The 23,023-nt window shown below is 58.3% G+C and carries 23 protein-coding genes; 9 read left to right on the forward strand and 14 right to left on the reverse strand.

Translation table 11 applies throughout. The annotated features are described in order from the left end of the window. Nucleotides 1-24: 24 nt before the first annotated feature. From B0E33_RS01795 to B0E33_RS01845, 11 genes are all read right to left on the reverse strand, one after another. Nucleotides 25-636 (reverse strand): riboflavin synthase, encoded by a 612-nt coding sequence (locus B0E33_RS01795; RefSeq protein WP_055653455.1) that lies wholly within the window; start codon nt 634-636, stop codon nt 25-27. 1 nt (nt 637) lies between these two features. Then, on the reverse strand, nt 638-1,762 hold the full coding sequence (gene ribD, locus B0E33_RS01800) for a bifunctional diaminohydroxyphosphoribosylaminopyrimidine deaminase/5-amino-6-(5-phosphoribosylamino)uracil reductase RibD (protein WP_077290263.1): 1,125 nt from the start codon (nt 1,760-1,762) through the stop codon (nt 638-640). Between the two features lie 20 nt (nt 1,763-1,782). Next, a complete protein-coding gene (nrdR, locus tag B0E33_RS01805) occupies nt 1,783-2,259 on the reverse strand; it encodes a transcriptional regulator NrdR (RefSeq protein ID WP_023003806.1) in 477 nt (158 codons plus the stop codon). Nucleotides 2,260-2,287: 28 nt separating this feature from the next. Beyond that, nucleotides 2,288-3,598, reverse strand: a complete 1,311-nt coding sequence (glyA, locus tag B0E33_RS01810) for a serine hydroxymethyltransferase (protein ID WP_031270645.1) — start codon at nt 3,596-3,598, stop codon at nt 2,288-2,290. A gap of 407 nt (nt 3,599-4,005) precedes the next feature. Further along, entirely contained in the window at nt 4,006-4,233 is a 228-nt protein-coding gene (locus B0E33_RS01815) for a DUF6898 family protein (protein WP_062489145.1), read from the reverse strand. A gap of 128 nt (nt 4,234-4,361) precedes the next feature. After that, nucleotides 4,362-5,666, reverse strand: coding sequence for a L,D-transpeptidase family protein (locus B0E33_RS01820; RefSeq protein ID WP_156912325.1), 1,305 nt, complete (start codon nt 5,664-5,666; stop codon nt 4,362-4,364). Between the two features lie 359 nt (nt 5,667-6,025). Beyond that, the gene (gene ldtR, locus B0E33_RS01825; RefSeq protein WP_023003802.1) at nt 6,026-6,541 is read right to left on the reverse strand and encodes a transcriptional regulator LdtR; all 516 of its coding nucleotides are present in this window, start codon (nt 6,539-6,541) and stop codon (nt 6,026-6,028) included. A gap of 154 nt (nt 6,542-6,695) precedes the next feature. Continuing rightward, complete coding sequence (gene mmsB, locus B0E33_RS01830; protein ID WP_077293105.1) at nt 6,696-7,586, reverse strand: 3-hydroxyisobutyrate dehydrogenase; 891 nt, start codon at nt 7,584-7,586, stop codon at nt 6,696-6,698. 100 nt (nt 7,587-7,686) lie between these two features. After that, the gene (locus tag B0E33_RS01835; protein ID WP_023003800.1) at nt 7,687-8,106 is read right to left on the reverse strand and encodes a DUF6163 family protein; all 420 of its coding nucleotides are present in this window, start codon (nt 8,104-8,106) and stop codon (nt 7,687-7,689) included. Nucleotides 8,107-8,129: 23 nt separating this feature from the next. Beyond that, nucleotides 8,130-9,167, reverse strand: coding sequence for an enoyl-CoA hydratase/isomerase family protein (locus tag B0E33_RS01840; protein WP_077290264.1), 1,038 nt, complete (start codon nt 9,165-9,167; stop codon nt 8,130-8,132). 53 nt (nt 9,168-9,220) lie between these two features. Next, nucleotides 9,221-10,360 (reverse strand): isobutyryl-CoA dehydrogenase, encoded by a 1,140-nt coding sequence (locus tag B0E33_RS01845; protein ID WP_077290265.1) that lies wholly within the window; start codon nt 10,358-10,360, stop codon nt 9,221-9,223. Nucleotides 10,361-10,634: 274 nt separating this feature from the next. Between B0E33_RS01845 and hemB the strand changes: the two genes are divergently transcribed. From hemB to B0E33_RS01860, 3 genes are all read left to right on the forward strand, one after another. After that, nucleotides 10,635-11,630, forward strand: a complete 996-nt coding sequence (gene hemB / locus B0E33_RS01850) for a porphobilinogen synthase (protein WP_023003797.1) — start codon at nt 10,635-10,637, stop codon at nt 11,628-11,630. Next, on the forward strand, nt 11,627-12,877 hold the full coding sequence (locus B0E33_RS01855; protein WP_077290267.1) for a threonine ammonia-lyase: 1,251 nt from the start codon (nt 11,627-11,629) through the stop codon (nt 12,875-12,877). The genes hemB and B0E33_RS01855 overlap by 4 nt, the downstream gene beginning before the upstream one ends. A 273-nt stretch (nt 12,878-13,150) precedes the next feature. Further along, entirely contained in the window at nt 13,151-13,657 is a 507-nt protein-coding gene (locus B0E33_RS01860; RefSeq protein ID WP_077290268.1) for an RDD family protein, read from the forward strand. Between the two features lie 2 nt (nt 13,658-13,659). Here the strand turns inward: B0E33_RS01860 and B0E33_RS01865 are convergent, their stop codons facing one another. After that, nucleotides 13,660-14,145 carry a TspO/MBR family protein gene (locus B0E33_RS01865; protein ID WP_077290269.1) on the reverse strand — a complete coding sequence of 162 codons (486 nt, stop codon included), beginning with the start codon at nt 14,143-14,145 and terminating at the stop codon, nt 13,660-13,662. A 199-nt stretch (nt 14,146-14,344) separates the two neighbouring features. Here B0E33_RS01865 and B0E33_RS01870 point away from each other — a divergent pair, with 199 nt between their 5' ends. Next, nucleotides 14,345-16,177, forward strand: a complete 1,833-nt coding sequence (locus tag B0E33_RS01870; protein ID WP_077290270.1) for an SLC13 family permease — start codon at nt 14,345-14,347, stop codon at nt 16,175-16,177. A 45-nt stretch (nt 16,178-16,222) separates the two neighbouring features. Further along, on the forward strand, nt 16,223-17,005 hold the full coding sequence (locus B0E33_RS01875; RefSeq protein WP_023014479.1) for an arginyltransferase: 783 nt from the start codon (nt 16,223-16,225) through the stop codon (nt 17,003-17,005). Between the two features lie 256 nt (nt 17,006-17,261). On the opposite strand, the gene B0E33_RS01880 is transcribed toward B0E33_RS01875, so the two are convergent. Together B0E33_RS01880 and B0E33_RS01885 are read right to left on the reverse strand one after the other, a co-directional pair. Continuing rightward, nucleotides 17,262-17,921: a uracil-DNA glycosylase gene (locus B0E33_RS01880; protein WP_023003791.1), complete on the reverse strand. Its 660-nt coding sequence runs from the start codon at nt 17,919-17,921 to the stop codon at nt 17,262-17,264. A 14-nt stretch (nt 17,922-17,935) separates the two neighbouring features. Continuing rightward, nucleotides 17,936-18,529 (reverse strand): LabA-like NYN domain-containing protein, encoded by a 594-nt coding sequence (locus B0E33_RS01885; protein WP_023003790.1) that lies wholly within the window; start codon nt 18,527-18,529, stop codon nt 17,936-17,938. A gap of 400 nt (nt 18,530-18,929) precedes the next feature. Here B0E33_RS01885 and rpoZ point away from each other — a divergent pair, with 400 nt between their 5' ends. From rpoZ to B0E33_RS01905, 4 genes are all read left to right on the forward strand, one after another. Continuing rightward, complete coding sequence (gene rpoZ / locus B0E33_RS01890) at nt 18,930-19,331, forward strand: DNA-directed RNA polymerase subunit omega (protein WP_023003789.1); 402 nt, start codon at nt 18,930-18,932, stop codon at nt 19,329-19,331. Nucleotides 19,332-19,439: 108 nt separating this feature from the next. Further along, entirely contained in the window at nt 19,440-21,686 is a 2,247-nt protein-coding gene (locus tag B0E33_RS01895) for a RelA/SpoT family protein (RefSeq protein ID WP_023003788.1), read from the forward strand. A 109-nt stretch (nt 21,687-21,795) separates the two neighbouring features. Next, nucleotides 21,796-22,377 carry an orotate phosphoribosyltransferase gene (gene pyrE / locus B0E33_RS01900; protein ID WP_023003787.1) on the forward strand — a complete coding sequence of 194 codons (582 nt, stop codon included), beginning with the start codon at nt 21,796-21,798 and terminating at the stop codon, nt 22,375-22,377. A 30-nt stretch (nt 22,378-22,407) separates the two neighbouring features. After that, a complete protein-coding gene (locus B0E33_RS01905; RefSeq protein WP_031270631.1) occupies nt 22,408-23,022 on the forward strand; it encodes a DUF2062 domain-containing protein in 615 nt (204 codons plus the stop codon). Nucleotide 23,023 lies beyond the last annotated feature (1 nt).

A 23,023-nucleotide genomic window follows, 5' to 3' on the forward strand; every position in this document is an offset into this window, starting at 1 on the left:
TTTCGAAGGTGTTGGGACCGTCCCCTACCCGGTCTTGGAGAATTCCGCAAGACGGGCGGCGTAGCGGGCCATCATATCCACTTCCAGGTTGATCTTGTCACCGACCTGCCGATCAGACCAGGTCGTGACTTCGAGCGTATGCGGGATCAGGAAGACGGAGAAGAGCAACCCGTCGACCTCGTTCACCGTCAGGGACGTGCCATCGAGCGCAACCGAACCTTTCTTGGCAATAAAGGGGGCTGCTTCCGCCGGTGCTTCGAACTGGAAATAGACCGAATCCGGATGGTCTTCACGCTTTGTCACCGTTGCAAGTCCATCGACATGGCCAAGCACCAGGTGCCCGCCCAGCTCCGCACCCATCGTCAGCGAGCGTTCCAGATTGAGTTTCTGCCCCACTTTCCAGGATGCGACGTTGGTCAGCGCCAGGGTTTCGGCGGCCGATTCCACTTCAAACCAGTTGCCATTGGAGCCGTTGTCCTTGGCTGTCACCGTGTGGCAGACGCCAGAACAGGAAATCGAAGCCCCGATGTCGAAGCCATTCGTATCGTAGGCGGTGCGGATCCGCGTCCGCATTCCGGCAGGGATCTTGTCGATAGCGAGGATCTCGCCGAGGTCGGTCACAATTCCGGTGAACATGTCAGGCTCCGCGCCGTCTGAGATAAACAAAACTGTCCGGACCGAAACGGCCCGCATCGACCCGCTCGAATTTGGGGTCTTTGAGAACATCTGCAAGGTCAAGACCGTGCAGAGCAGGTATGCCGCCTTCGCCGATTACGATATCCCCGGTAACGACACAAAGATCATCCACAAGGTCCGCCGCCAGGAAAGACGACGCCAGACGGGAACCACCTTCAACCATCACCCGCGTTATGCCGCGTGTTGCCAGCGCACTCAGGATGACAGAGGGCTTGATGCCGGTTTCTTCAGCGGGCACCCGGATGACATTGACACCAGCAGCCGCCAGGTCCGCCAGCTTGTCAGCATCCGCCGCATTGCCACACACAAGCCAGACAGGCACGTCAACGCAGGTTTGCACCAGTTTGGAAGTCAATGGCAGCCGGGCACACCGGTCGATGATGACCCGCACAGGAGAGCGACCAGCGAGGCCTGGAAGTCTGCAGGTCAGTTGCGGGTCATCGGCAAGCGCCGTACCTGAACCGACCAGGATGGCGTCGCATTCGGCGCGAAACCCATGGACCTTGCGCATCGACAGGGCACCGGAGATCTTGACCTGACCTTCGCCTACCCGGCCGATAAATCCATCCCTGGAAACAGCTAGCTTCAGGAACACCACCGGACGCTGTTTCAGTTGCCTGTAGGTGAACCCTCGGTACAGCGCATGCATGGCCTTTTCGCGCACACCCACTTCCACCTCGATGCCCGCATCGCGCAGCATGGCGACACCACGACCAGCGACACGCGGGTTCGGGTCCAGCATGCCGACGACCACGCGTTTCACGCCCGCCTCGATCAGAGCCTTGGCGCAAGGCGGGGTTCGGCCGTAGTGAGAACATGGCTCCAGGGTGACGTAACAGGTCGCCCCTTTCGCCCTGTCCCCTGCCTGGTTCAAGGCATTGACTTCCGCATGCGCCATGCCGGGACGGGACGTGACGCCTCTGCCCACGAGAACAGCGGCACCTGCGTCGAAACGGACGATGAGCGCAGCCACGGAAGGATTGGGCCACACACGGCCGAGACCACGACGGGCAAGGCGTTCGGCGGCCGCCATGAAACGGGCATCAAGATTGGAAAGCTCGGACATCAAGAACCGGATACTGCAGGTCAGGAGTTTTTGAGCGGCTGTCCGTCCGGATCGCTCAGCTCATCCAGAAGGGCTTCGAAATCCTTTGCCTCGCGGAAGTTCTTGTAAACGGAGGCAAAGCGGACATAGGCAACGTCATCGATGCCCTTCAGGCCTTCCATGACGTGGTTGCCGATGGTTTCCGCGGTGATTTCGGTTTCGCCCGAACTTTCGAGCTGGCGAACGATGCCGGAGACCATGCGTTCGATCTTGTCAGGATCCACGGGACGCTTGCGCACCGCGATCTGCACGGACCGCATCAGTTTTTCCCTGTCGAAGGGAACGCGGCGCCCGGAGCGTTTGAGCACCAGGAGTTCGCGAAGCTGCACGCGCTCGAAGGTGGTGAACCGGCCGCCGCAGGTATTGCAGATCCTGCGGCGGCGGATGGCTGTATTGTCCTCGGTCGGGCGGGAATCCTTGACCTGGGTTTCCTCACCCCCGCAAAACGGACATCTCATGTCTTAAAGCTCCTGAGCGAGCCCGCGATTAGCCCCCGTAGATCGGGAACCGGGCCGTCAGTGCTTCTACCTTGGCTTTGACCGCCGCTTCAACTGCCGCGTTGCCCTCTTCACTGTTTGCGGCCTTCAAACCGTCCAACACTTCCGTGATCAGCAGACCGACTTCGCGGAATTCCGCAACACCGAAGCCGCGTGTGGTCGCTGCCGGGGTGCCGAGACGAACGCCAGACGTGACAAACGGCTTTTCCGGGTCGAACGGGATACCGTTCTTGTTGCAGGTGATGTTGGCGCGGCCGAGAGATTTTTCAGCCACCTTGCCGGTGGCGTTTTTCGGACGCAGATCCACCAGCATCAGGTGGTTGTCGGTGCCGCCGGAAACGATATCCAGACCCTGCTCCTTCAGGACTTCAGCCAGAACCTTGGCATTTTCCTGAACGGCGCGGGCATAAGCCTTGAATTCCGGCTGCAGTGCTTCCTTGAAGGCAACGGCCTTGGCAGCAATGACGTGCATCAGCGGGCCACCCTGAAGACCCGGGAAGACGGCCGAATTGATCTTCTTGGCGATCGCTTCGTCGTTGCTCAGGATCATGCCGCCGCGCGGACCGCGCAGGGACTTGTGGGTGGTGGTGGTGACGACATGGGCGTGCGGAACCGGCGACGGGTGGACCCCACCTGCAACCAGACCGGCGATATGCGCCATGTCGACCATGAGATAGGCACCAATGCTGTCGGCGATTTCGCGGAACCGCTTCCAGTCCCAGATACGGGAATAGGCGGTGCCGCCGGCCAGGATCAGCTTGGGCTTGTGTTCGTTGGCAAGGCGCTCGACCTCATCCATGTCGAGAAGATGGTCGTCCTCACGCACGCCATAGGAGACGACGTTGAACCACTTGCCGGACATGTTCACCGGAGAACCGTGGGTCAGGTGACCACCGGAGTTGAGATCCAGGCCCATGAAGGTGTCACCAGGCTGCAGAAGAGCCAGGAACACTGCCTGGTTCATCTGGCTGCCGGAGTTCGGCTGAACGTTGGCAAACTGGCAGCCGAACAGTTCCTTCGCGCGCTCGATTGCCAGCGTTTCGGCAATGTCGGCGAACTCACAACCGCCATAGTAGCGCTTGCCCGGATAACCTTCGGCATATTTGTTGGTGAAGATCGAGCCCTGTGCTTCCAGCACTGCGCGGGAAACGATGTTTTCCGAAGCAATCAGCTCGATTTCATGCTGCTGACGGCCGAGTTCCTTGCCGATCGTGTCGAAGATATCCGGATCGGCTTCAGCAAGGCTGCGGGTGAAGAAACCGGACTGCAGGGACTGATCGGAGCTTTCCATCAAAGACATAGCGCCATCCTTGTGTTCTTTTGATAGATCAGGAGCATCGGCGGCCAATGTCCGGAAGGACGCTTTCGACCGTCATGCCTGTGTGAGGCGAGGAATTAACACACCCCCCGACCAGAACCAAGGGGCATACCGACGCGTCCAGTTTGGAAAACGACACAGCTGCCAAATCTTGAACGAAACAAGTTTTCGCAACCTTGGGCCAAATCTAAACTGACAACCCAACAAGTTACACTTGCAACAGATCCGACCTTCAGCGCCGATCATTTGACCGGCACCAAAACAATACCCGGGCACAATTCAAATCTGCTCTCGCAAACCGATCTGGTGCGCCGTTCTTCTCAAAACGATTTAAATTGCTTGTTGTTTTATCGAAACCTGTTGCGGAAGCAGAGACTTAAGACAAACCATCAATAAAGGGTCGGGTCAGGTCTGTTCTGCGCAGCCAAGCCTTCCTGTTCAAGGCGGCGGCGAAGTTTTCGAACGGCAATCCGCTTCAGATCTTCCTGAGCTGCAGAAGCTGGCCCGAAGACCGACACTTCAAAACCGGTCGCCGCGTCAATGGCAGTGACCTTGACCTGCTGACCGATCGGCCGAAACTCAAGATAAATTTCACCAGGCCGCTCTTCGCGACTCATTGCCGTTCTCCTGATCCAGCACCCCGTTGTCGAACAAGCATGCGAATGGAGCTAGAATCCATGAAACGCCGGCCTGATCAAGGCCGACGTTTCTGGACAGGAAACAATTGTTTGACGCTTGGCGACACCTACAGGCGTGCTTGCTCACCCGTTCCGTAGAGATCGTCGCGGTCGTAGATATCATCGCGGAAATGCACCACACCGTCGGCATTTGCCCAGGCGGTGATGTAGGTGAGATAAAGCGGAATCTGCGACTTCAGTTTCACGTCTTCACGATCACCGGTGCGGATGACACCATCGACGCGCCCCCGATCCCAGTCAGGAGTTGTCGACTGCAACAGCCAGGTCACCAGCTCTCGCACATTCTGTACGCGCACGCAGCCCGAAGAATGGAACCGGTTGGCTTCGCCAAACAGGGTCTTGGACGGCGTATCGTGCAGATAGACCTGGTGTTTGTTGTGGAAGTTGATGCGCACCGACCCGAGCGAGTTTTCCGAGCCCGGATCCTGGGTGAAGCGATACTGGGTCGCCTCATCCGTGTTCCAGTCGATCTGTTGCCAGTTCAGCTCGTTGTTGCTCCAGTCGAAGATGCGGATATTGTTTTTCGCAAGATACTGCGGATCCTCTTTCATCTTCGGGATCAGGTCCTTGCGGATGATCGACTTCGGCACCGTCCAGTACGGATTGAAGTTCAACTCGTAGATCTTGCTGTTGAGAATCGGCGTCTGGCGGTCGATCTTGCCCACAACGGCCGTGTGGCGCGAACGGACCATGCCGTTTTCAACAGCCTCGATCTCTGCTGCCGGAATGTTGACCATCACATAGCGGTCGCCTAGGAAACCGGACATGGACCGCATACGGATCATGTTGGTTTCGAGCTGGCGCAGACGTACGTCGGCCGAAATGTTCAGCGCAGTCACGGTGCCGTCGCCCATCACACCGTCCGGAATAAGACCGTGACGAAGCTGAAAACGACGCAGACCTGCATCCACGTAAGAATCGAAGGTGTCGGAGAGGCCTGCCTGCTGTTCAAGATCGCCGGAAACGATCAAGCGGCGGCGAAGTTCCACGACGCGCGGATCCTTGGCACCGATGCGAAGCGCCTTGCCACCAGCAGACACTGTTCCCCAGCCACCGGCCTGGACAATGCGCTGATAACGATCGATCGCTGCTGCGATATAGTCGGCCGTCTGCGGTGACAACGTCGGAGCAGAGGATTTCACTTCCGTGATGTGATCCGTCGCGATGTCAAAGTTATCCGCCCATTCAACCTGCTGGTTCTGTGCGAATGTCATCGGGGCCGTCTGTGCCTGCGCACCGGATGCGATCATGACTGGAGTCACCACGCCCAGCATCATCATGCTCTTGAGCGTTTTTCCAGCAGTCCACTTCCAGTGACGCTTTATCCCGAACGGTCCGGATAAAAGGTTCATCGCCGACCCCATGTTGCAGCGCCATTCGGCGCAAATGTTCTTCAAATACGCGGGGTTGAGACCAACAAAACAGGCCACCCCGGCGGTTCCTGCTCCCAGTCCTAACGGAAGGGAGTTAACAAATCGCTTGATTTTTTAACCATCTCGGATTCAGGAGCACTGCACAAAGCCATTCCAATGTGACCACAAGATGTCAACTTTGCCTCAGCAGTTAAAACTGCCTGCACCATAGCTTTGTTTCTCCGCCGTTCGAGAATTCTGGCTGTGCAAATTTGCGTGAGGTCGGCAACTTGAGGCTGAAAAACAGAAAGCACCGCCCAATGGGCGGTGCCTTGTCATCTGAATGTTCTGCGAATGTCTTACAGGCGGTAAAGGATCTGGTCGGTCCAGAACCGCTCCAGACGGCGCAGGGACTTGTTCAGTGCCACAAAGTCCTGCGGACCGATTTCGCCGACCTGTTCCACGGACAGCATGTGACGCTCGTAAAGATCGTTCACGATCTTGGCCACTTCCCGTCCCTTTTCCGTCAGGCTGACACGGACAGACCTGCGGTCCATACGCGAACGCTGATGGTGGATGTAACCGGTCTCGACCAGCTTCTTCAGGTTGTAGGAGACATTCGACCCCAGGTAGTAACCGCGTGTCCGCAGTTCACCGGCGGTCAGTTCGCTGTCGCCGATGTTGAACAGCAGCAGTGCCTGCACGCTGTTTACGTCGGACCGGCCCATGCGGTCGAATTCGTCCTTGATGACGTCGAGCAGACGCCGATGCAGTCGCTCAACGAGCGTAAGAGCCTCTAGGTAAAGCGGCTTGATCTCAAGCTCTTCCCCTTCACTCTGTGCAACAGCGTCGACTGCCCTACTTGCGGTGATCATGTGATTGCGCCTCTTTTAGTACCTGTCGTTGGACGGATATTTTTCCCGCCTTGTTTCGCAATCTAACCGAGCGATTCTAAAATCCGCTTAAGAGACACGCTGAATCATCCGTTAACTTCCAAGGGGCGTTTTAGACTTCCCTTTAACAAGTTGTTTACGATGTTCCGCGGAGGAACTTCACAATCCCTGAGAAATCCTGGGCTTCGCCACCTGAATTGCAGAACAGCGAGTAGAGAGCTGCCGCTTCCGCGCCCAACGGCGTTGCCGCGCCGGCCGAATTTGCTGCTTCCTGAGCAAGTTTCAGATCCTTGAGCATCATCGCGGCTGCAAACCCAGGTTGATAATCCCGGTTCGCAGGAGACGACGGCAGCGGTCCCGGCACCGGGCAGTAGGATGTCAGGGACCAGCACTGACCAGACGCCGTCGAGGAGATGTCAAACAACTTCTGCTTGTCCAGACCAAGCTTCTCGGCGAGCACAAATGCCTCCGATACGGCGATCATGGAAATGCCGAGGATCATGTTGTTGCAGATCTTCGCCGCCTGACCGGTTCCGGCGTCGCCTGCATGCACGATGGTCTTGCCCATGATGTCGAGATAGGTTTTCGCCGCTTCGAATGCCTCGGCGGATCCACCGACCATGAAGGTCAGCGTTCCACCCGCTGCGCCGGCAACACCGCCGGAGACCGGCGCGTCGACCATTTTCATGCCCCTGGCCTCTGCCGCAGCGCTGACCGCACGGGCGCTGTCGACGTCGATAGTCGAGGAATCGATCATGAGAGTGCCGGGCTTGGCGTTGTCGAGAATACCGCCCTCGCCTTCATAGATCTGGCGGACATGCTTTCCGGCGGGCAGCATGGTGACGATCACGTCGGCAGCAGCAGCCAGGTCAGCGACACTAGCTGCCTTTTCACCACCCTCCGCTTCGTGTGCTGCCATGGCCGCATCGGACAGATCAAAGCCGAGTACCTTGTGCCCTGCCTTGACGAGATTGATCGCCATCGGTCCGCCCATGTTGCCAAGACCGATAAATCCGATAGTGCTCATGATGGTTTCCTCCCAAAGAGATTTCATGTTGATTTTGAATCTGTTGGCTGGCCGTCTTGAACTGCCTTTCCAGGCACTTCAAAAACTGATTCAACCGCTGTCAGCCGGCATTGGCCTTATTTTCCCTGTCCATCAGGAAGGCTAGTCCGGCATAAATTGCGATTGTCAGCAGGTAGAAGGCGATTTCATATGGCCGGCGGCCGTAGAGATCGGAAAAGGCTGTGTGCATGACGATCTGGCAGAAGCAGCGGAAAATCCACATCACCGTGCCCCAGGACACGGTCAGCCAGAGGCCGGTCGCGGCCACCAAATCCAGGACGGCAAAAAAGACGATGGCTCCCTGCAGCGCCACGGGCATGTCCCAGAACCATAATCCACGCCATTCGACGATGCCGATAATGCGGGCCCAGTAGATGACGCCGCCGCCGATGAGAATGATCGCAATGCCGCGCAGATACCAGATCAGCAGCGTGCTCCAGGGTGGGCGGGAATCGATCAGGTCCTGAAAGCTGGTAATCATGTGCTGTCCGGGTCAGGTTGAGCTCAGCTGAGCGGCAGATCTCCGTCAGCAGGTTCCTCGAAATACGACGCCAGCTCGGCGCTGTCCACTTGGCCAAACTGGGCAGGCGACCATTTTGGCGCCTGATCCTTGTCGACCAGCACAGCACGAATGCCTTCGTAGAACTCCGTCCCCTTCAAAATGCGCGAGACGATGCGATATTCAAGCTTCATGCATTCATTGAAGGAAAGCTTGCGGCCTCGCTTCATTTGCTCGAAAGCAACCAGAACGCTTGTTGGTGATTTTTGCCGGATGGCGGCCGCGGCCTTCCCCGCAAATTCACTCTGCGAGGCATCCAGGCGCGACAGAATGTCTTCCACCGATGCAGCCGAAAAGATCTCGTCGATAACGTCAAGACTTTCGCAGACGGGCCCCTTCTCCGGCGTCATCAGATACGGCGCAAGCACTGCGCCGATATCGTCTGCTGTTTCAAGGTCCTGTTCCAGGTCAGCAAGGCTTTCTTCCAAAACGGCGTGGGTCAGAACGCCGGTAGCCAGAGCATCGCCCTGTTTCAGCCTGCCGGAGCTAAGTGCACAGTAGACGCCGCTGTTCCTGGGCATGCGCGGCAGGAAGAATGTCCCGCCGACATCCGGAAAGAAGCCAATTCCGGTCTCAGGCATCGCAAACAACGTCTTTTCCGTGCCGATGCGATAGCTGCCATGAACCGACACCCCGACACCGCCGCCCATGACAATCCCGTTGACGAGAGCGATGTATGGCTTCGGATAGGCCTTGATCTGTGCATTGAGCATGTACTCGTCACGGAAGAAGGCGCTCAGGCCGTCTGTCCGCCCGCTCATTCGGGCATCATAGATGCTGCGAATGTCGCCACCTGCGCAGAACGCCTTGTCGCCAGCACCCGTAACGACGATGTGTGCGATTTCCGGATCTTCCGCCCAGCGCGACAATTGCTCGGCCATTGCCAGAACCATTGCGTGGTTGATCGCGTTCAGTGCCTTCGGCCGGTTCAAGATGACAAACCCGGCCTTGCCGCGCTTCTGGAAAAGAATCTCGTCGCTCACTGGCGCCTCGCAAAAAGAAGAGTCGTTTCAACGGAATGGGACGGAAAACTCGATCAGTCCTTTAGCAGCTGCCGCGCAATGATCAGCCGCATGATCTCGTTGGTGCCTTCCAGGATCTGATGCACCCGCACATCGCGGAAATAACGCTCGATAGGATAGTCGCGCAGATAGCCGTAGCCGCCGTGAAGCTGCAGTGCTTCGTTGACCACCTTGAAGCCGGTGTCGGTAGCAAGCCGCTTGGCCATGGCCGCAAGCTTGGTGGCGTCATGCGATTTCGCATCCACCGCCGAAGCGGCCTTGTGCAAGAGCAGCCGGGCTGCTTCCAATTCGGTTGCCATATCCGCCAGGCGGAACTGAAGTGCCTGGAAGTCGGCAATCGGTCGACCAAACTGCTTGCGTTCCTGCACATAGGCCAGGGCATGATCGAGACAGGCCTGTGCAGCCCCCATCGAGCAGGCGCCGATGTTAAGCCGACCGCCATCGAGCGCCGCCATCGCGATCTTGAAGCCCTGCCCTTCCGATCCGATCAGATTCGACTTCGGCACCCGGCAATCCTGAAAATTGACCTGGGCCGTCGGCTGGCTCTTCCAGCCGAGCTTCACCTCGTTGGCACCGAAGCTGAGACCAGGAGTCCCTTTTTCGACCAGGATACAGGAAACGCCGGAAGGTCCCTCACCACCTGTGCGGACCATTACCGCATACAGATCGCTTACGCCGCCGCCGGAGATGAATGCCTTGGAGCCGTTGAGGACATAATGGTCACCATCATCCTTGGCGCTGGTACGCAGGCTCGCTGCATCAGAACCCGAGCCCGGTTCGGTGAGACAGTAGCTGGTGAGCAGGTCCATGGTGCAGAGCCTGGGCAGATACTTCTGGCGTAGGTCCTCCGAGCCATATGTATCGATGATCCAGGCGACCATGTTGTGAATGGATATATAGGCCGCCGTCGACGTACAGCCCTTGGACAGTTCCTCGAAGATCAGCGTTGCATCCAGCCGGGTGAGCGCGGAACCACCGACATCTTCCTTCACGTAGATGCCACCGAACCCAAGCTCGGCTGCCTTGCGCAGGGTGGGAATCGGGAAGTGGCTTTCCTCGTCCCATTCCTTGGCAAATGGCGCCAGTTCATCCCGCGAGAAACTTGCCGCCATGTCCTGAAAGGCGCGCTGATCTTCGTTCAGTGAAAAGTCCACGGGTTATCCTCCCTCAAGCGGTGGCGGCGCACTTCCTCCTCCGGAAAGGTCTGCGCCCTGTCTTCGCGGCAGCACTAAAGCACATTTGACGCGAACGTCAAACAATCTCTTTTTCTTTATTAAATTCAGTTATTTTACAGAATGTTGGATTGCGTCAATCTGCGTGATAGATTGGCGGCTCACTTCGATCAGAATACGCTTTCCAACATCTCCTAGCGAACAGTCAGGGCCGATGCCGTCAAATTCTCCCCTCCCGCCGATAACCTCCGACCACATGGACACACTGCTGGCCGGCACGCGCATGCGCCGCAACCGCCAGAGCGACTGGTCGCGCCGCCTGGTGCGCGAAAACAATCTCACGGTCGATGACCTGATCTGGCCGATTTTTCTGGTGGACGGCGAGAATATCCGTCAGTCCGTTCCTTCCATGCCGGATGTTGTGCGCCTGTCCGTGGATGAAGCCGTCCGCGACGCCGAGAAGGCGGCGAAGTTGAACATTCCGGCACTGGCACTGTTTCCCTACACCGATCCCGGTCTTCGCGATGAAACAGGTTCCGAGGCTCTCAATCCTGAAAACCTGACCTGTCGCGCCTTGCGCGCCATCAAGGCGGAGGGCCTGAACCTGGGCCTGATGACGGACGTCGCCCTTGATCCCTACACCAGCCACGGTCATGACGGATTGATGGAAGGCGAGACGATCCTGAACGACGAAACCGTAGATCAGCTCTGCCGGCAGGCCCTGGTGCAGGCGGAAGCCGGATCAGACGTGATCGCCCCGTCCGACATGATGGACGGACGTATCGGCGCCATTCGACAGGCACTCGATTCTCAAGGTCATCGCGGAACCCAGATCATGGCCTATTCGGCGAAATACGCCTCCGCCTTCTATGGTCCGTTCCGGGACGCCGTCGGCTCATCGGGGACCCTGGTTGGCGACAAGCGCACTTACCAGATGGATCCGGCCAATACGGACGAAGCCCTGCGGGAAGCCGAACTGGACATTGCTGAAGGCGCCGACATGGTGATGGTCAAGCCGGGCATGCCCTACCTCGACATTGTCCGGCGGATTAAGGACGAGTTCCAGGTTCCGACCTACGCGTATCAGGTGTCAGGCGAATACGCGATGATCAAGGCCGCGGCCGGAAACGGCTGGCTGGACGGTGACAAGGCGATGCTGGAAAGTCTGCTCGCCTTCAAGCGCGCCGGCGCCGACGGCATCCTGACCTATTTCGCACCGAAGGTGGCCGAAATGCTGGCAGCCGGGAAATGACCTCCGCCGGGGCCACCACCGCTGACAACGTCACATTCGACAAGGTTCAGGAAGCGGCTGCACTTTTGAAGGGCGCCGTAATCGAGACCCCGTGCCTGCCCGCTCCGCGGCTTTCGCAGCTCACAGGGGCGGATGTCTTTGTAAAATACGAAAACATGCAGGTCACCGGCGCCTTCAAGGAACGTGGCGCACTGGTGAAGCTCTCCAGCCTGACGGCGGATGAAAAGAAGCGCGGCGTGATTGCGGTTTCGGCCGGCAACCATGCCCAGGGCGTTGCCTATCATGCCGGACGGCTTGGCATACCGGCAACCATCGTCATGCCGGTTCTGACGCCATTCGTGAAGATCTCCGCGACCCGCAACCATGGTGCAGAGGTGATCCTGGCGGGAAACACGCTGGCCGAGGCGAAGGAAGAAGCCGACAGGCTGGCCGAACAGAACAATCTCGTCTGGGTGCATCCCTATGACGATGCCCATGTCATTCACGGTCAGGGTACCATCGGCATCGAGATGCTGGCTCAGCAGCCGGATCTCGATGTGCTCGTCGTGCCGATCGGCGGCGGTGGCCTTATCGCCGGCATCGCCACGGCGGCAAAGGCTCTCAAGCCTTCCGTCGAAGTGATTGGCGTTGAAACGACGCTTTACCCCGGCATGTGGGGCGCCTTCTATGGCAAGGACGTGCGCTGCGAAGGCGCGACCATCGCAGAAGGTATCGCTGTGCGCGACATCGGCGTCCTGACGACCGAAGTCGTCAAAAAGGTCGTCGATGACATCCTGCTTGTTTCGGAAAGCAGCATCGAGCGGGCGATAAACGCCTATCTGACCTTGCAACGGACCATTGCGGAAGGCGCAGGCGCTGCCGGTCTCGCGGCCTTGCTGACCGAACCTGAGCGATTTGCCGGCAAGAGGGTTGGCCTGGTTCTTTGCGGTGGCAATATCGATCCGAGACTGCTCTCCAAGATCGTGGTCCGCGAACTTGCACGCGATGGCAAACTGGTCTCGATCCGGATCGACACGCCTGACCGCCCCGGCGTTCTGGGTGAAATCGCAACCGTGATCGGTGACATGCAGGGCAACGTGGTCGACGTCGAACACCATCGCCTGTTCCTCAATGTTCCCGCAAAAGGCGCAACGCTGGACGTCACCTTCGAGGCCTTTGACCGCCCGCATGGCGAGCGTATCGTCGCCGCTCTGCGCGAACGTGCCTTCGTGGTGCGTTACCTGGAAATCGGCGAGCGGATGGACTGAAGGGCTGCCACCTCAGTCCTTCATTACACGGCTATTGATGCGGACACTTCACACACCGACCTCATCCTAGGGAGGACCGGGGGACCGTCTCGAAGGATGGGCTCCTTGCTCCGGAGTATGCCGCCCATCCTTCGAGACAGCGCTCCGCGCTTCCTCAGGATGAGGGGTTGGTGTGGATTACCCGCGGAACGGTTCGGTTTCACCCGGCAAATGATTTGCGAAACCCGGCCTCAATCCCCACATCAGGGGCATCGAACCCAAGGGAGCCGAACCATGTCAGCTGAAACCACCTCCGATTATGCCCGTCAGGACGTTTTCGATCCTGTGAGCAATCCGGAGCTGTTTTCCGGCGTGCGCAGCCGGCGCATCTTTGCCTTCTTCATCGATCTGATCGTGATCACGTTGTTCACCTTCGGTGCCGGTATCGTGGTGTTTTTCCTGGGTGTCTTTACGCTGGGTCTCGGCTTCCTGCTTTACGGCATCCTGCCGACGGCGGTTGCGCTGCTCTATGTCGCCTTCACCCTTGGCGGACCGCAGGCGTCAACCCTGGGCATGCGTGCGATGGGACTGGAAATGCGCCTCTGGTATGGCGCAAAGCCCTACCCGCTTCTGGCAGCCGTCCATGTCATCCTGTTCTGGTTTTCGGTCTCTTTGCTGACGCCGCTTGTTTTGCTCGTGTCACTGTTTTCCGACCGTAAACGCCTGCTGCACGACCTCGTACTGGGAACGGTAGTGATCAACTCGGCCTCCCATCAAGGCTATGTGCGCGGCCAGGCGTAAGGTCAGTTCAAGAGAGCCAGCGACAGGTTCAATACTCCAGCAAAGCAGGTCCAGAGCGCATAGGGAATGAACAGCTGCGCGGACAAACGATCGGTTTGCCAGCTTCCACCGATAAAGTTCAGGATCAGGTAGAGCATCGCCGCGATCACGGCAAAAGCCGTCCACATGAAGTGGAGCGTGAAGAAGAGTGGCGACCAGATCCAGTTGAGAACCATCTGCCCGTACCAGATTTTCATCACGCGGCTATCGGGTGCCCGAAGGAATGTCCGCCAGCCGGCAATCGCTATCAGAATGTAAAGAATGGTCCAGGCAGGCGCGAACACCCAGTTGGGTGGATTGAACGGCGGCTTCTGCAAGCCCTCGTACCAGGCACCAGGGGTGTTCAAAACGCCGATCGTGATGCCGACACCCAAAACAACTGCCAGAAACAAGACGAGCGAGGGCAGGTCTTTCGGGAACGAAGGCGAAATTGGGTTATCTGATTTCATGACTTCTTCAACGCGGATCGCCAGTCCGGGTTCCCATTAATCGGATCAAATCGCGGTAACGGCACATGAACTTTGACAGTGTCATTGCCTCAAAGGAATATATCAACGGCAATATTATCTTAAGGCTCTTCCATTGCCGGGACCGCCTGCTTTAAAGTGCAGGTTCGTGAAATTGGCCAAGGTGGCTTTGGGCAGGTGAATGGACTCAGTTGATATTGCAATGGCGCTGACCTTCGTGGTGATCGCGTCCACTGTCGTCCTGTACGCCGTCGAGCGGTACGCGATTGAAACAATAGCTCTCGGGTCCGTTTCCGCCTTCATTGTCATCTTTTCGGTTTTTCCGGTCGAGAGGCCGGACGGTTCGCTTATCACCACCGGCGACTTCCTGTCCGGCTTCTCAAATCCGGCGCTGATAACAGTCATCTGCCTCCTGATCATTGGTCAGGGACTGTTCCAGACCGATGCGCTGGAAGCACCGGCAAAGGCGATCGTCAAGATGACGCGCGGCCGGTCGCTGCGGGCTGCGATCCCTGTTCTCCTGACTGTCGCGGCGCTCAGCGCATTCTTGAACAACACCCCTGTTGTGGTGATGTTTCTGCCGATCCTGACAGCTGTTGCCGCCACGGTCGGCCAGTCGCCGGCCCGTGTTCTGATGCCCCTGTCTTTCCTCGCGATCCTTGGCGGCATGACGACGTTGATCGGCTCGTCAACCAACCTGCTGGTAGCAAATTTCGCGGCGCAAAGTTCCGATCTCAAACTGACCTTTTTCAGCTTCACCCCAATCGGACTGATCATCGCCGGTGTCGGCTCGATCTATGTGCTGTTCATCATGCCGAAGCTGCTTCCGGTGCGCAAAACCATGGCGGAAGAGTTCCAGAGTTCCTCCGGCAAGCAGTTCATCGCCCAGATCGAAATCACCTATGGTCATCCGCTGGTGGGCGTGGAATCCGTATCCGGCATGTTCCCGCAATTGAAGGACATGACGGTAAGACTGGTTCAACGAGGCCAGAAGCCAATCCTGCCCCCGTTTGAAAACGTGGTGCTCTCTCCCGGCGATACGGTGATCGTGGCGGCAACGCGTGCAGCCCTTGCCAATGCTCTGGCTCGCCGGCAGCCACTGATGGAAGCTGATTCAGATACCAGCAACTCCGGCCGCGAGGCTCAGGCACCTGCTGGTACGATCAGCCTGGCGGAAGTGGTGGTGGCCCCTGCGTCCCGCCTGATGGGACGCACCTTGCCCCAGTCGGGCTTTTACACCGACACCGGCTGTCTTGTGATGGGCATCCAGCGCCGCAGCCGCATGCCGCGCATGGCGATGAACGACATTCGCCTGGAAGCGGGTGACGTGCTCCTTGTGGCCGGCAGCGAAGAGGCGATCGCGCGCCTGCGCGGTAATCGCGACGTGCTGCTGCTGGACTGGTCAATGGCCGAAGTGCCGCGCAAACGCTACGCACCACGGGCGCTTGTCATCTTCGCTCTTGTTGTCGCGCTGGCTGCCAGCGGTCTTATTCCCATTGTCACCACCGCCGTGGCCGGGACCTTCGCCATGATTGTGTCGGGATGTCTCAACATCCGCCAGGCCATGCGCGCCATCGACAGCCGCATCTTCATGCTGGTGGGCGCCTCGCTTGCGGCTGCCGTTGCACTGGAGGGAACCGGCGGTGCGAATGCGATTGCCACCGGACTGGTTCATTTGCTCGCCGGGGCTTCACCGACCGTGATGCTGTCGGCCCTGTTCTTCATCGTGATGATCCTGACGAACTTCCTGTCGAACAACGCGGCGGCTGTCCTGTTCACACCGATTGCGATCAATCTGGCAAATCAGATCGGTGCGAGCCCCGAAGCCTTCGTCGTCTGCCTGATTATCGCGGCCAACTCGTCGTTTGCGACGCCGATCGGCTATCAGACCAACCTGATCGTGATGGGTCCGGGTCACTACAAGTTCAACGACTTTGTGCGGGCTGGCACACCGCTTGCGCTCATTTTATGGTTGACCTTCTCTCTGGTCGCGCCATGGTATTACGGACTATAGGACCGGGAATAGAGAACAAATCTAAAGGTTTCGCGGGACAAAACGGTGACACGGCACCCCACAGATCATCCGCAGTTCTACCTTACGGCGCCAGCGCCTTGCCCTTATCTTGAGGGAAAACAAGAGCGCAAGGTCTTTACCCATCTTGTCGGCCATGGCGCTCCCGCTCTCAACGAGGTGCTGACGCAGGGCGGTTTCCGGCGCAGTCAGAATATCGCCTACCGCCCGGCCTGCGAACGGTGCCAGGCCTGCATCTCGGTTCGCGTCCGCGTCGACGATTTCAAGTGGAGCAAGTCGTTCAAGCGGGTCTGGAAATCCGGATCAGACATCGTCGGCGCCCGTCTGCCGCCCAGCCCGTCTGCCGAACAATACGATCTCTTCCGCGATTATCTTCAGGCCCGACACGAGAACGGCGGCATGACGGAAATGAGTGTCCTCGACTACGCAATGATGGTCGAAGACACACATGTCGAAACGATTGTCCTGGAGTATCGCCAACGCGGTCCGAACAGCTTCATCACCGGAGCCGGCGAAGGCCCGTTGTTGGGCGTTGCCCTTTCCGACCAGCTCTCGGACGGGCTGTCGATGGTTTATTCCTTCTACGACCCCGACTACACCAAGACCCCGCTCGGCACCTACATGATCCTGGATCACATAGAGCGGGCCCGGAAAATGAATCTGCCCTACGTTTATCTTGGCTATTGGGTCAACGGCTCCCAGAAGATGGCCTACAAGGCCCGCTTCAAACCGCAGGAACATCTTGGCCCCAACGGCTGGCTCGTTGTCGACGCTGAGGCCTATCAAACGGAACCGCACTCGGAGGAATGACCGTGTGGAAGGCGGCGCACGCCTGCCCTCTCCTCTAGATTGCGGCAGCTCCCACCCCAACACCACATCCTGAGGAAGCGCGTCAGCGCTTTCTCGAAGGATGGGCGACACACTCTTGAGCAAGTGGCCCATCCTTCGAGACGGACCTGACGGTCCTCCTCAGGATGAGGTTGGAAGGGGGTGCTGCGCTCGGGAAACGGCTTATAATTTTATCGACATCACCGAACTGCGACGAGAGCGTTAAACCGTCGTGTTCCTAAGGAATAAACGAGCGGATCTGCCTGAAGACCGAGTGGAACATTTCCTCGGTGAGGCGGCCTGTGTTGGTGTTGTAGCGAGAGCAGTGATAACTGTCGAAAAGCGTCAGTCCAGTTCCGGGAAGCTCATGCCTTGCGCCGTGGGCAAAGGCGAAAGATGCCCGACGCTGATCCAGGGCCGACAGAAATGTCTCATGCGCGATCCGGCCGAGAGCAAGCACAGCCTTGATCGACGGATTGGCATCCAGCGTCGACAAAAGATACGGGCGGCAGGTCTTGATTTCCGCGCCGGTTGGCTTGTTCTGCGGCGGCAGGCAGCGCACCGCGTTGGTGATCATCGCATCCTTCAACTGCAGACCGTCGTCCGGCCGGGCCTTATAGGTCCCTTCGGCAAAACCGAATTCGATCATGGTCTGGTAGAGGAGATCTCCCGCATAGTCCCCTGTAAAGGGGCGGCCCGTGCAGTTGGCCCCTTTCATGCCCGGGGCCAGGCCGATGATCAGAAGACGCGGCGCGTCGGCTCCGAATGACGGAACCGGCGCGTTGTGCCAGTCGGGATAGGCAGCTTTCAGCTCTTCACGCAGGGCAACAAGGCGGGGACAGGCCGGACAATCTGATGGGGGATCGACTGGCCCATGGTCTGCGATATAATCGGACATTGCCCGATCAAGCCTCAGTAGTCGTCGTCCTCGTCGTCTTCATCGACTTGCGCGGGGGTCTGCGGACGGGCAGGACGTTCGGACGGATCGCGGCCGATCTTGTTGGCAAGGCTGGCCAGATCGATGAAATGGTCGGCTTGGCGACGCAGGTCGTCAGCGATCATCGGCGGCTGGGTCTTCAAGGTCGAAACCACGCTCACCTTGCGGCCCTTGCGCTGCAGCGCCTCAACCAGGGAGCGGAAATCGCCGTCGCCCGAGAACAGCACCACGTGATCAACGGACTCGACCAGTTCCATGGCATCGACGGCAAGTTCAATGTCCATGTTGCCTTTCACCTTGCGGCGGCCGGCACTGTCGACAAATTCCTTCACCGGTTTGGTGATGACCTTGTAGCCGTTATAGTCAAGCCAATCGATCAGCGGACGGATGGAGGAATACTCCTGATCTTCGATCAGCGCGGTGTAATAGTACGCCCGCAGGAGATACGCCTGTCCCTGGAACTCTTTCAGCAAACGTTTGTAGTCGATGTCAAAACCAATTGCCTTGGCCGTTGAGTACAAGTTCGCTCCATCAATGAACAAAGCAACTTTTTCTCGAGCGTCAAACATCTTATTTGAAACCTTTCCGAGTCATACACGTCGCTCTTGCAATTTGGCGTAGAAGGAACCGGCTTCCCGCGACCAATTCCAGGCGCACTCTATAAGGCGACGCATATTTTGCTGTAAGTTTACCGCGTATTCCGTGGCGTCACACAGCTTATCGTTTTGTTTTGTCAACGGCCTTCTGATTCTGAAAAGGGCCGTTACTAGTGGCCTACACCATAATATTGGAGTGCCGCAATGCAAAAGCGAGTAGCGTGCGCCAAATCAGGCAAAAAAACCGCGGATTCTTTGCCTATGCGTTCCGGTATCTGACCTCCTCCTCTCAAATTTGACAAGGGGTTGCTTTTTGGAAACGTGAACACTATACGCTGTTTCTTCAAGTTCCTTAAGCCTATGGAGACGTCGAATGGCGCGCGTGACCGTCGAGGACTGCATCGACAAGGTCGAAAACCGGTTTGAGCTGGTGCTGCTTGCTGCGCATCGCGCTCGCATGATCTCGAGCGGCTCGCCGCTGACCATTGACCGTGACAACGACAAAAACCCCGTTGTTGCGCTTCGCGAGATTGCCGAGCAGACCGTCAGCCCGGAAGACATGAAAGAGGACCTGATCCACTCGCTGCAGAAATATGTGGAAGTGGATGAGCCCGAGGCCGAAGCCGTGCCGATGGTTCCGTCCTCGAACCAGCATCAGATGACGCAGGTCAACAACGTTGACGACAGCGCGGTCGAATTCGACCGCATGTCGGAAGAAGACCTTCTGCGCGGCCTCGAAGGCCTCGTTCCGCCGGAGCGGACCGACGACGTCTGATTTGAGTTCACAAGTTCGTCTGAAGCGCGACGGGGTTTCCCCGGCGCTTCGGGCGATTTTTGTCTGTCCCGCTGATGTCTCAGCCGTTTGCCAGGGTCGGTTGCGGCCATGATGCGTCAATACGAACTCGTTGAACGAGTTACGCGCTACAATCCGGACGCCGACGAAGCCTTGCTCAACAAGGCTTACGTCTATGCCATGCAAAAGCATGGTACCCAGACGCGTGCGTCTGGCGACCCCTACTTCTCCCATCCGCTTGAAGTTGCCGCGATCCTCACGGACCTGCGCCTGGACGACGCCACCATTGCCGTTGCCTTGCTGCATGACACGATCGAGGACACCGACGCGACCCGGGCCGAGATCGACTCCCTGTTCGGCGAGGAAATCGGCAAGCTGGTCGAAGGCCTGACAAAGATCAAGCGCCTGGACCTGGTTTCACAGAAGGCCAAGCAGGCAGAAAACTTCCGCAAGCTTCTGCTTGCGATTGCCGATGACGTCCGCGTGCTTCTGGTCAAGCTGGCTGACCGTCTGCACAACATGCGCACGCTCCACCACATGCCGGAGCACAAGCGTGGGCGGATCGCGGAAGAAACGATGGAAATCTATGCGCCGCTCGCCGGACGCATGGGCATGCACGACATGCGCGAAGAGCTGGAAGACATTGCCTTCCATACGCTCAACCCCGAAGCTTATGAAACCATCACCGACCGTCTGGTCGATCTGCGCGAACGCAACCGCGATCTGATCCTGGACATCGAGACAACGCTGACCGAACGCCTTAGCGAACGGGGAATGGCCGCCCTCGTGAAGGGCCGTGAAAAACGTCCCTACTCCATCTTTCGCAAGATGCAGCGAAAGGCTATCGGCTTCGAACAGCTGTCCGATATCTACGGGTTCCGCGTCACTGTCGGCACCGTGGAAGCCTGCTACCGCGTGCTGGGTGTCATTCACACGACCTGGCCGACCGTTCCCGGCCGGTTCAAGGACTATATCTCCACGCCCAAGCAGAACGACTACAAGTCGATCCACACCACGATTGTCGGACCGTCCCGCCAGCGTGTGGAACTGCAGATCCGGACCATTTCCATGGACCGGGTGGCGGAATACGGTATCGCCGCACACGCGCTTTACAAGGACGGCGAATTCGGCGGACGCAATATCGCCCGGCATACGGAAGACTGCCGCGCCTTCGAATGGCTGCGCCGCACGACCGAACTGCTGGCTCAGGGCGACACGCCGGAAGAATTCCTGGAAAACACCAAGCTGGAACTTTTCCATGACCAGGTCTTCTGCTTCAGCCCAAAGGGCCGTCTGATCGCCCTCCCCCGAGGTGCGACGCCGATCGATTTCGCCTATGCGGTTCATACCGGTATCGGCAACACATGTGTCGGCTGCAAGATCAACGGCAAGATCATGCCGCTGGTGACCGAGCTGCATAACGGCGACGAGGTCGAAATCATCCGTTCGCCCGCGCAGACCCCGCCACCGGCCTGGGAAGCGATTGCCGTTACCGGCAAGGCCCGCGCCGCGATCCGCCGCGCCACCAGGGAATCCGTGCGCAAGCAATATGGAGCCCTTGGCGAACATATTCTGAAGCGTGCATTCGCCAGAGCTGAAAAAGCCTATTCGGAAGACCTGCTGGAAGCGATCCTCGATCTCCTGCACCAGGCCAGCGTCGCCGACTTGCTGGCGGCCGTCGGACGCGGGGATCTTTCCGCCCAACTGGTTCTGAAATCGGCTCACCCGGACTATCAGGACGAGCGCGTTGCCATTTCCGGCCCGCCACTGGAAGAAGGCTGGTTCGGCCTGAAACAGGGCCACGGACTGAAGTTCCGCATTCCGCCCGGCGAACTGGATGCAGACAAGGCAGCTGCCGGCGAGAGTGGCGAGCCTGAAGAAGGTCCTGCCCTTCCCATTCGTGGTCTGTCCGGCGACATCCCGGTTACTTTTGCTCCCGATGGCGGTGCTGTTCCCGGCGACCGTATCGTCGGCATCTTGACCCCGTCCGAAGGACTGACCATCTATCCAATACAATCGCCGTCCCTGAAGGAATTCGACGACCAGACGGAGCGCTGGGTCGACGTTCGCTGGGACATCGACGTCAACAATCCGGAACGGTTCCCAGCACGTCTGGACATTTCGGCTGCAAACGAACCTGGTTCCCTGGCAACCATCGCGCAGGTGATCGGCGAAAACAGCGGCAACATCGACAACGTCAAGATGATGCAGCGAGCCTCGGACTTCCATCAGATGATCATCGATCTTGAAGTCTGGGACCTGAAACACCTGAACAGGATCATAAATCAGCTGCGAACCAAGCCTAATGTTTCCAGCGTCAGCCGTGTGAACGGCTAGATTACAAACGGTAGCAGGCACATAAGGACAAGGCGGCTTGCCGGTGAGTGACACAGCCGCTTGACCATGGAAGACCCGCCGCCGCCAAAGAATTTGAGGGGATCTGATAATGACACGCGATGAAGTTCTGGCCGTATTCCGCGAGGCCGGCGCCTTTCTGGAGGGGCACTTCATTCTGACCTCCGGTCTGCGCAGCCCGGTATTTCTGCAGAAGGCCCGCGTGTTCATGTATCCGGACAAGACGGAAAAGCTCTGCAAGGCACTCGCCGACAAGATCCGCGCCTCCGGCCTGGGCCAGATCGACTACATCGTATCTCCGGCGCTCGGTGGTCTTATTCCGGGCTACGAAACCGCCCGCCATCTTGGCGTTCCCGCCATGTGGGTGGAGCGCGAGGACGGGGAGTTTCGGCTGCGCCGCTTCGAAATGCCGCAAGGCGCCCGTGTCATTGTTGTAGAGGATATTGTCACGACCGGCCTATCGAGTCGGGAAACGGTAACCTCGTTGAAAGCTCTTGGTGCTGAAGTCCTCGGTGTTGCCTGCCTGATCGACCGCTCCGGCGGCGAGGCTGACGCCTCGGTTCCGGTGATTGCTCTGGCAGAATACAAGGTTCCGGCCTATGAACCTGACAACCTGCCGCCGGAACTTGCCGCCTTGCCAGCTGTCAAACCTGGCAGCCGCGGACTGAGCTGAACGATAAAAGACGGGAACGAACCTTAGACCATGCTGTTTCGCCGGAGAAATAGGCCAACACGGATTGAGCGACTGCGCGTTGCCGTCTGGCCCCGGAACAGCTGGGCGCGGTCGACCCGCTATTTCGGCAAGCGCGTCTTGCGCCTCACGGCGACACCCCACGCGATTGCCCTTGGCTTTGCCGCGGGCGCCTTCGCTTCATGCACACCTCTTGTCGGCTTCCATTTCCTGACCGCTTTCGCACTTGCCTACCTGGTGCGCGGCAACATGATAGCAGCAGCGCTTGGAACTTCCGTCGGCAATCCACTGACGTTCCCGTTCATTTGGGCCTTCACCTTCAAAATCGGACAGTGGATCATCCACGGGCGCGCTCCAAAGGCGGACCCGCATCAGGTTCACCAGCAGTTTCAGCAAGGTCTTTTCGAAAAATCTCTCGACGCGCTCTGGCCAATGCTCAAACCGATGTTCATCGGTGCGGTTCCTCTTGGATTGATCGTTGGAACGGTCTCCTATGTGGTCGTTTACAAGAGCGTCGAGGTCTACCAGCGCCGCCGCAGAAACAAGCTGGCCGACAAGGGCGCCGGCAAACATGGCCGTTTGTTCCCTGCCCCGGGCAACACTGTCGAAGAAGACGGCAGCGCTTGAT

Source organism: Roseibium algicola, assembly GCF_001999245.1.
In the GTDB taxonomy this organism is placed as follows: domain Bacteria; phylum Pseudomonadota; class Alphaproteobacteria; order Rhizobiales; family Stappiaceae; genus Roseibium; species Roseibium algicola.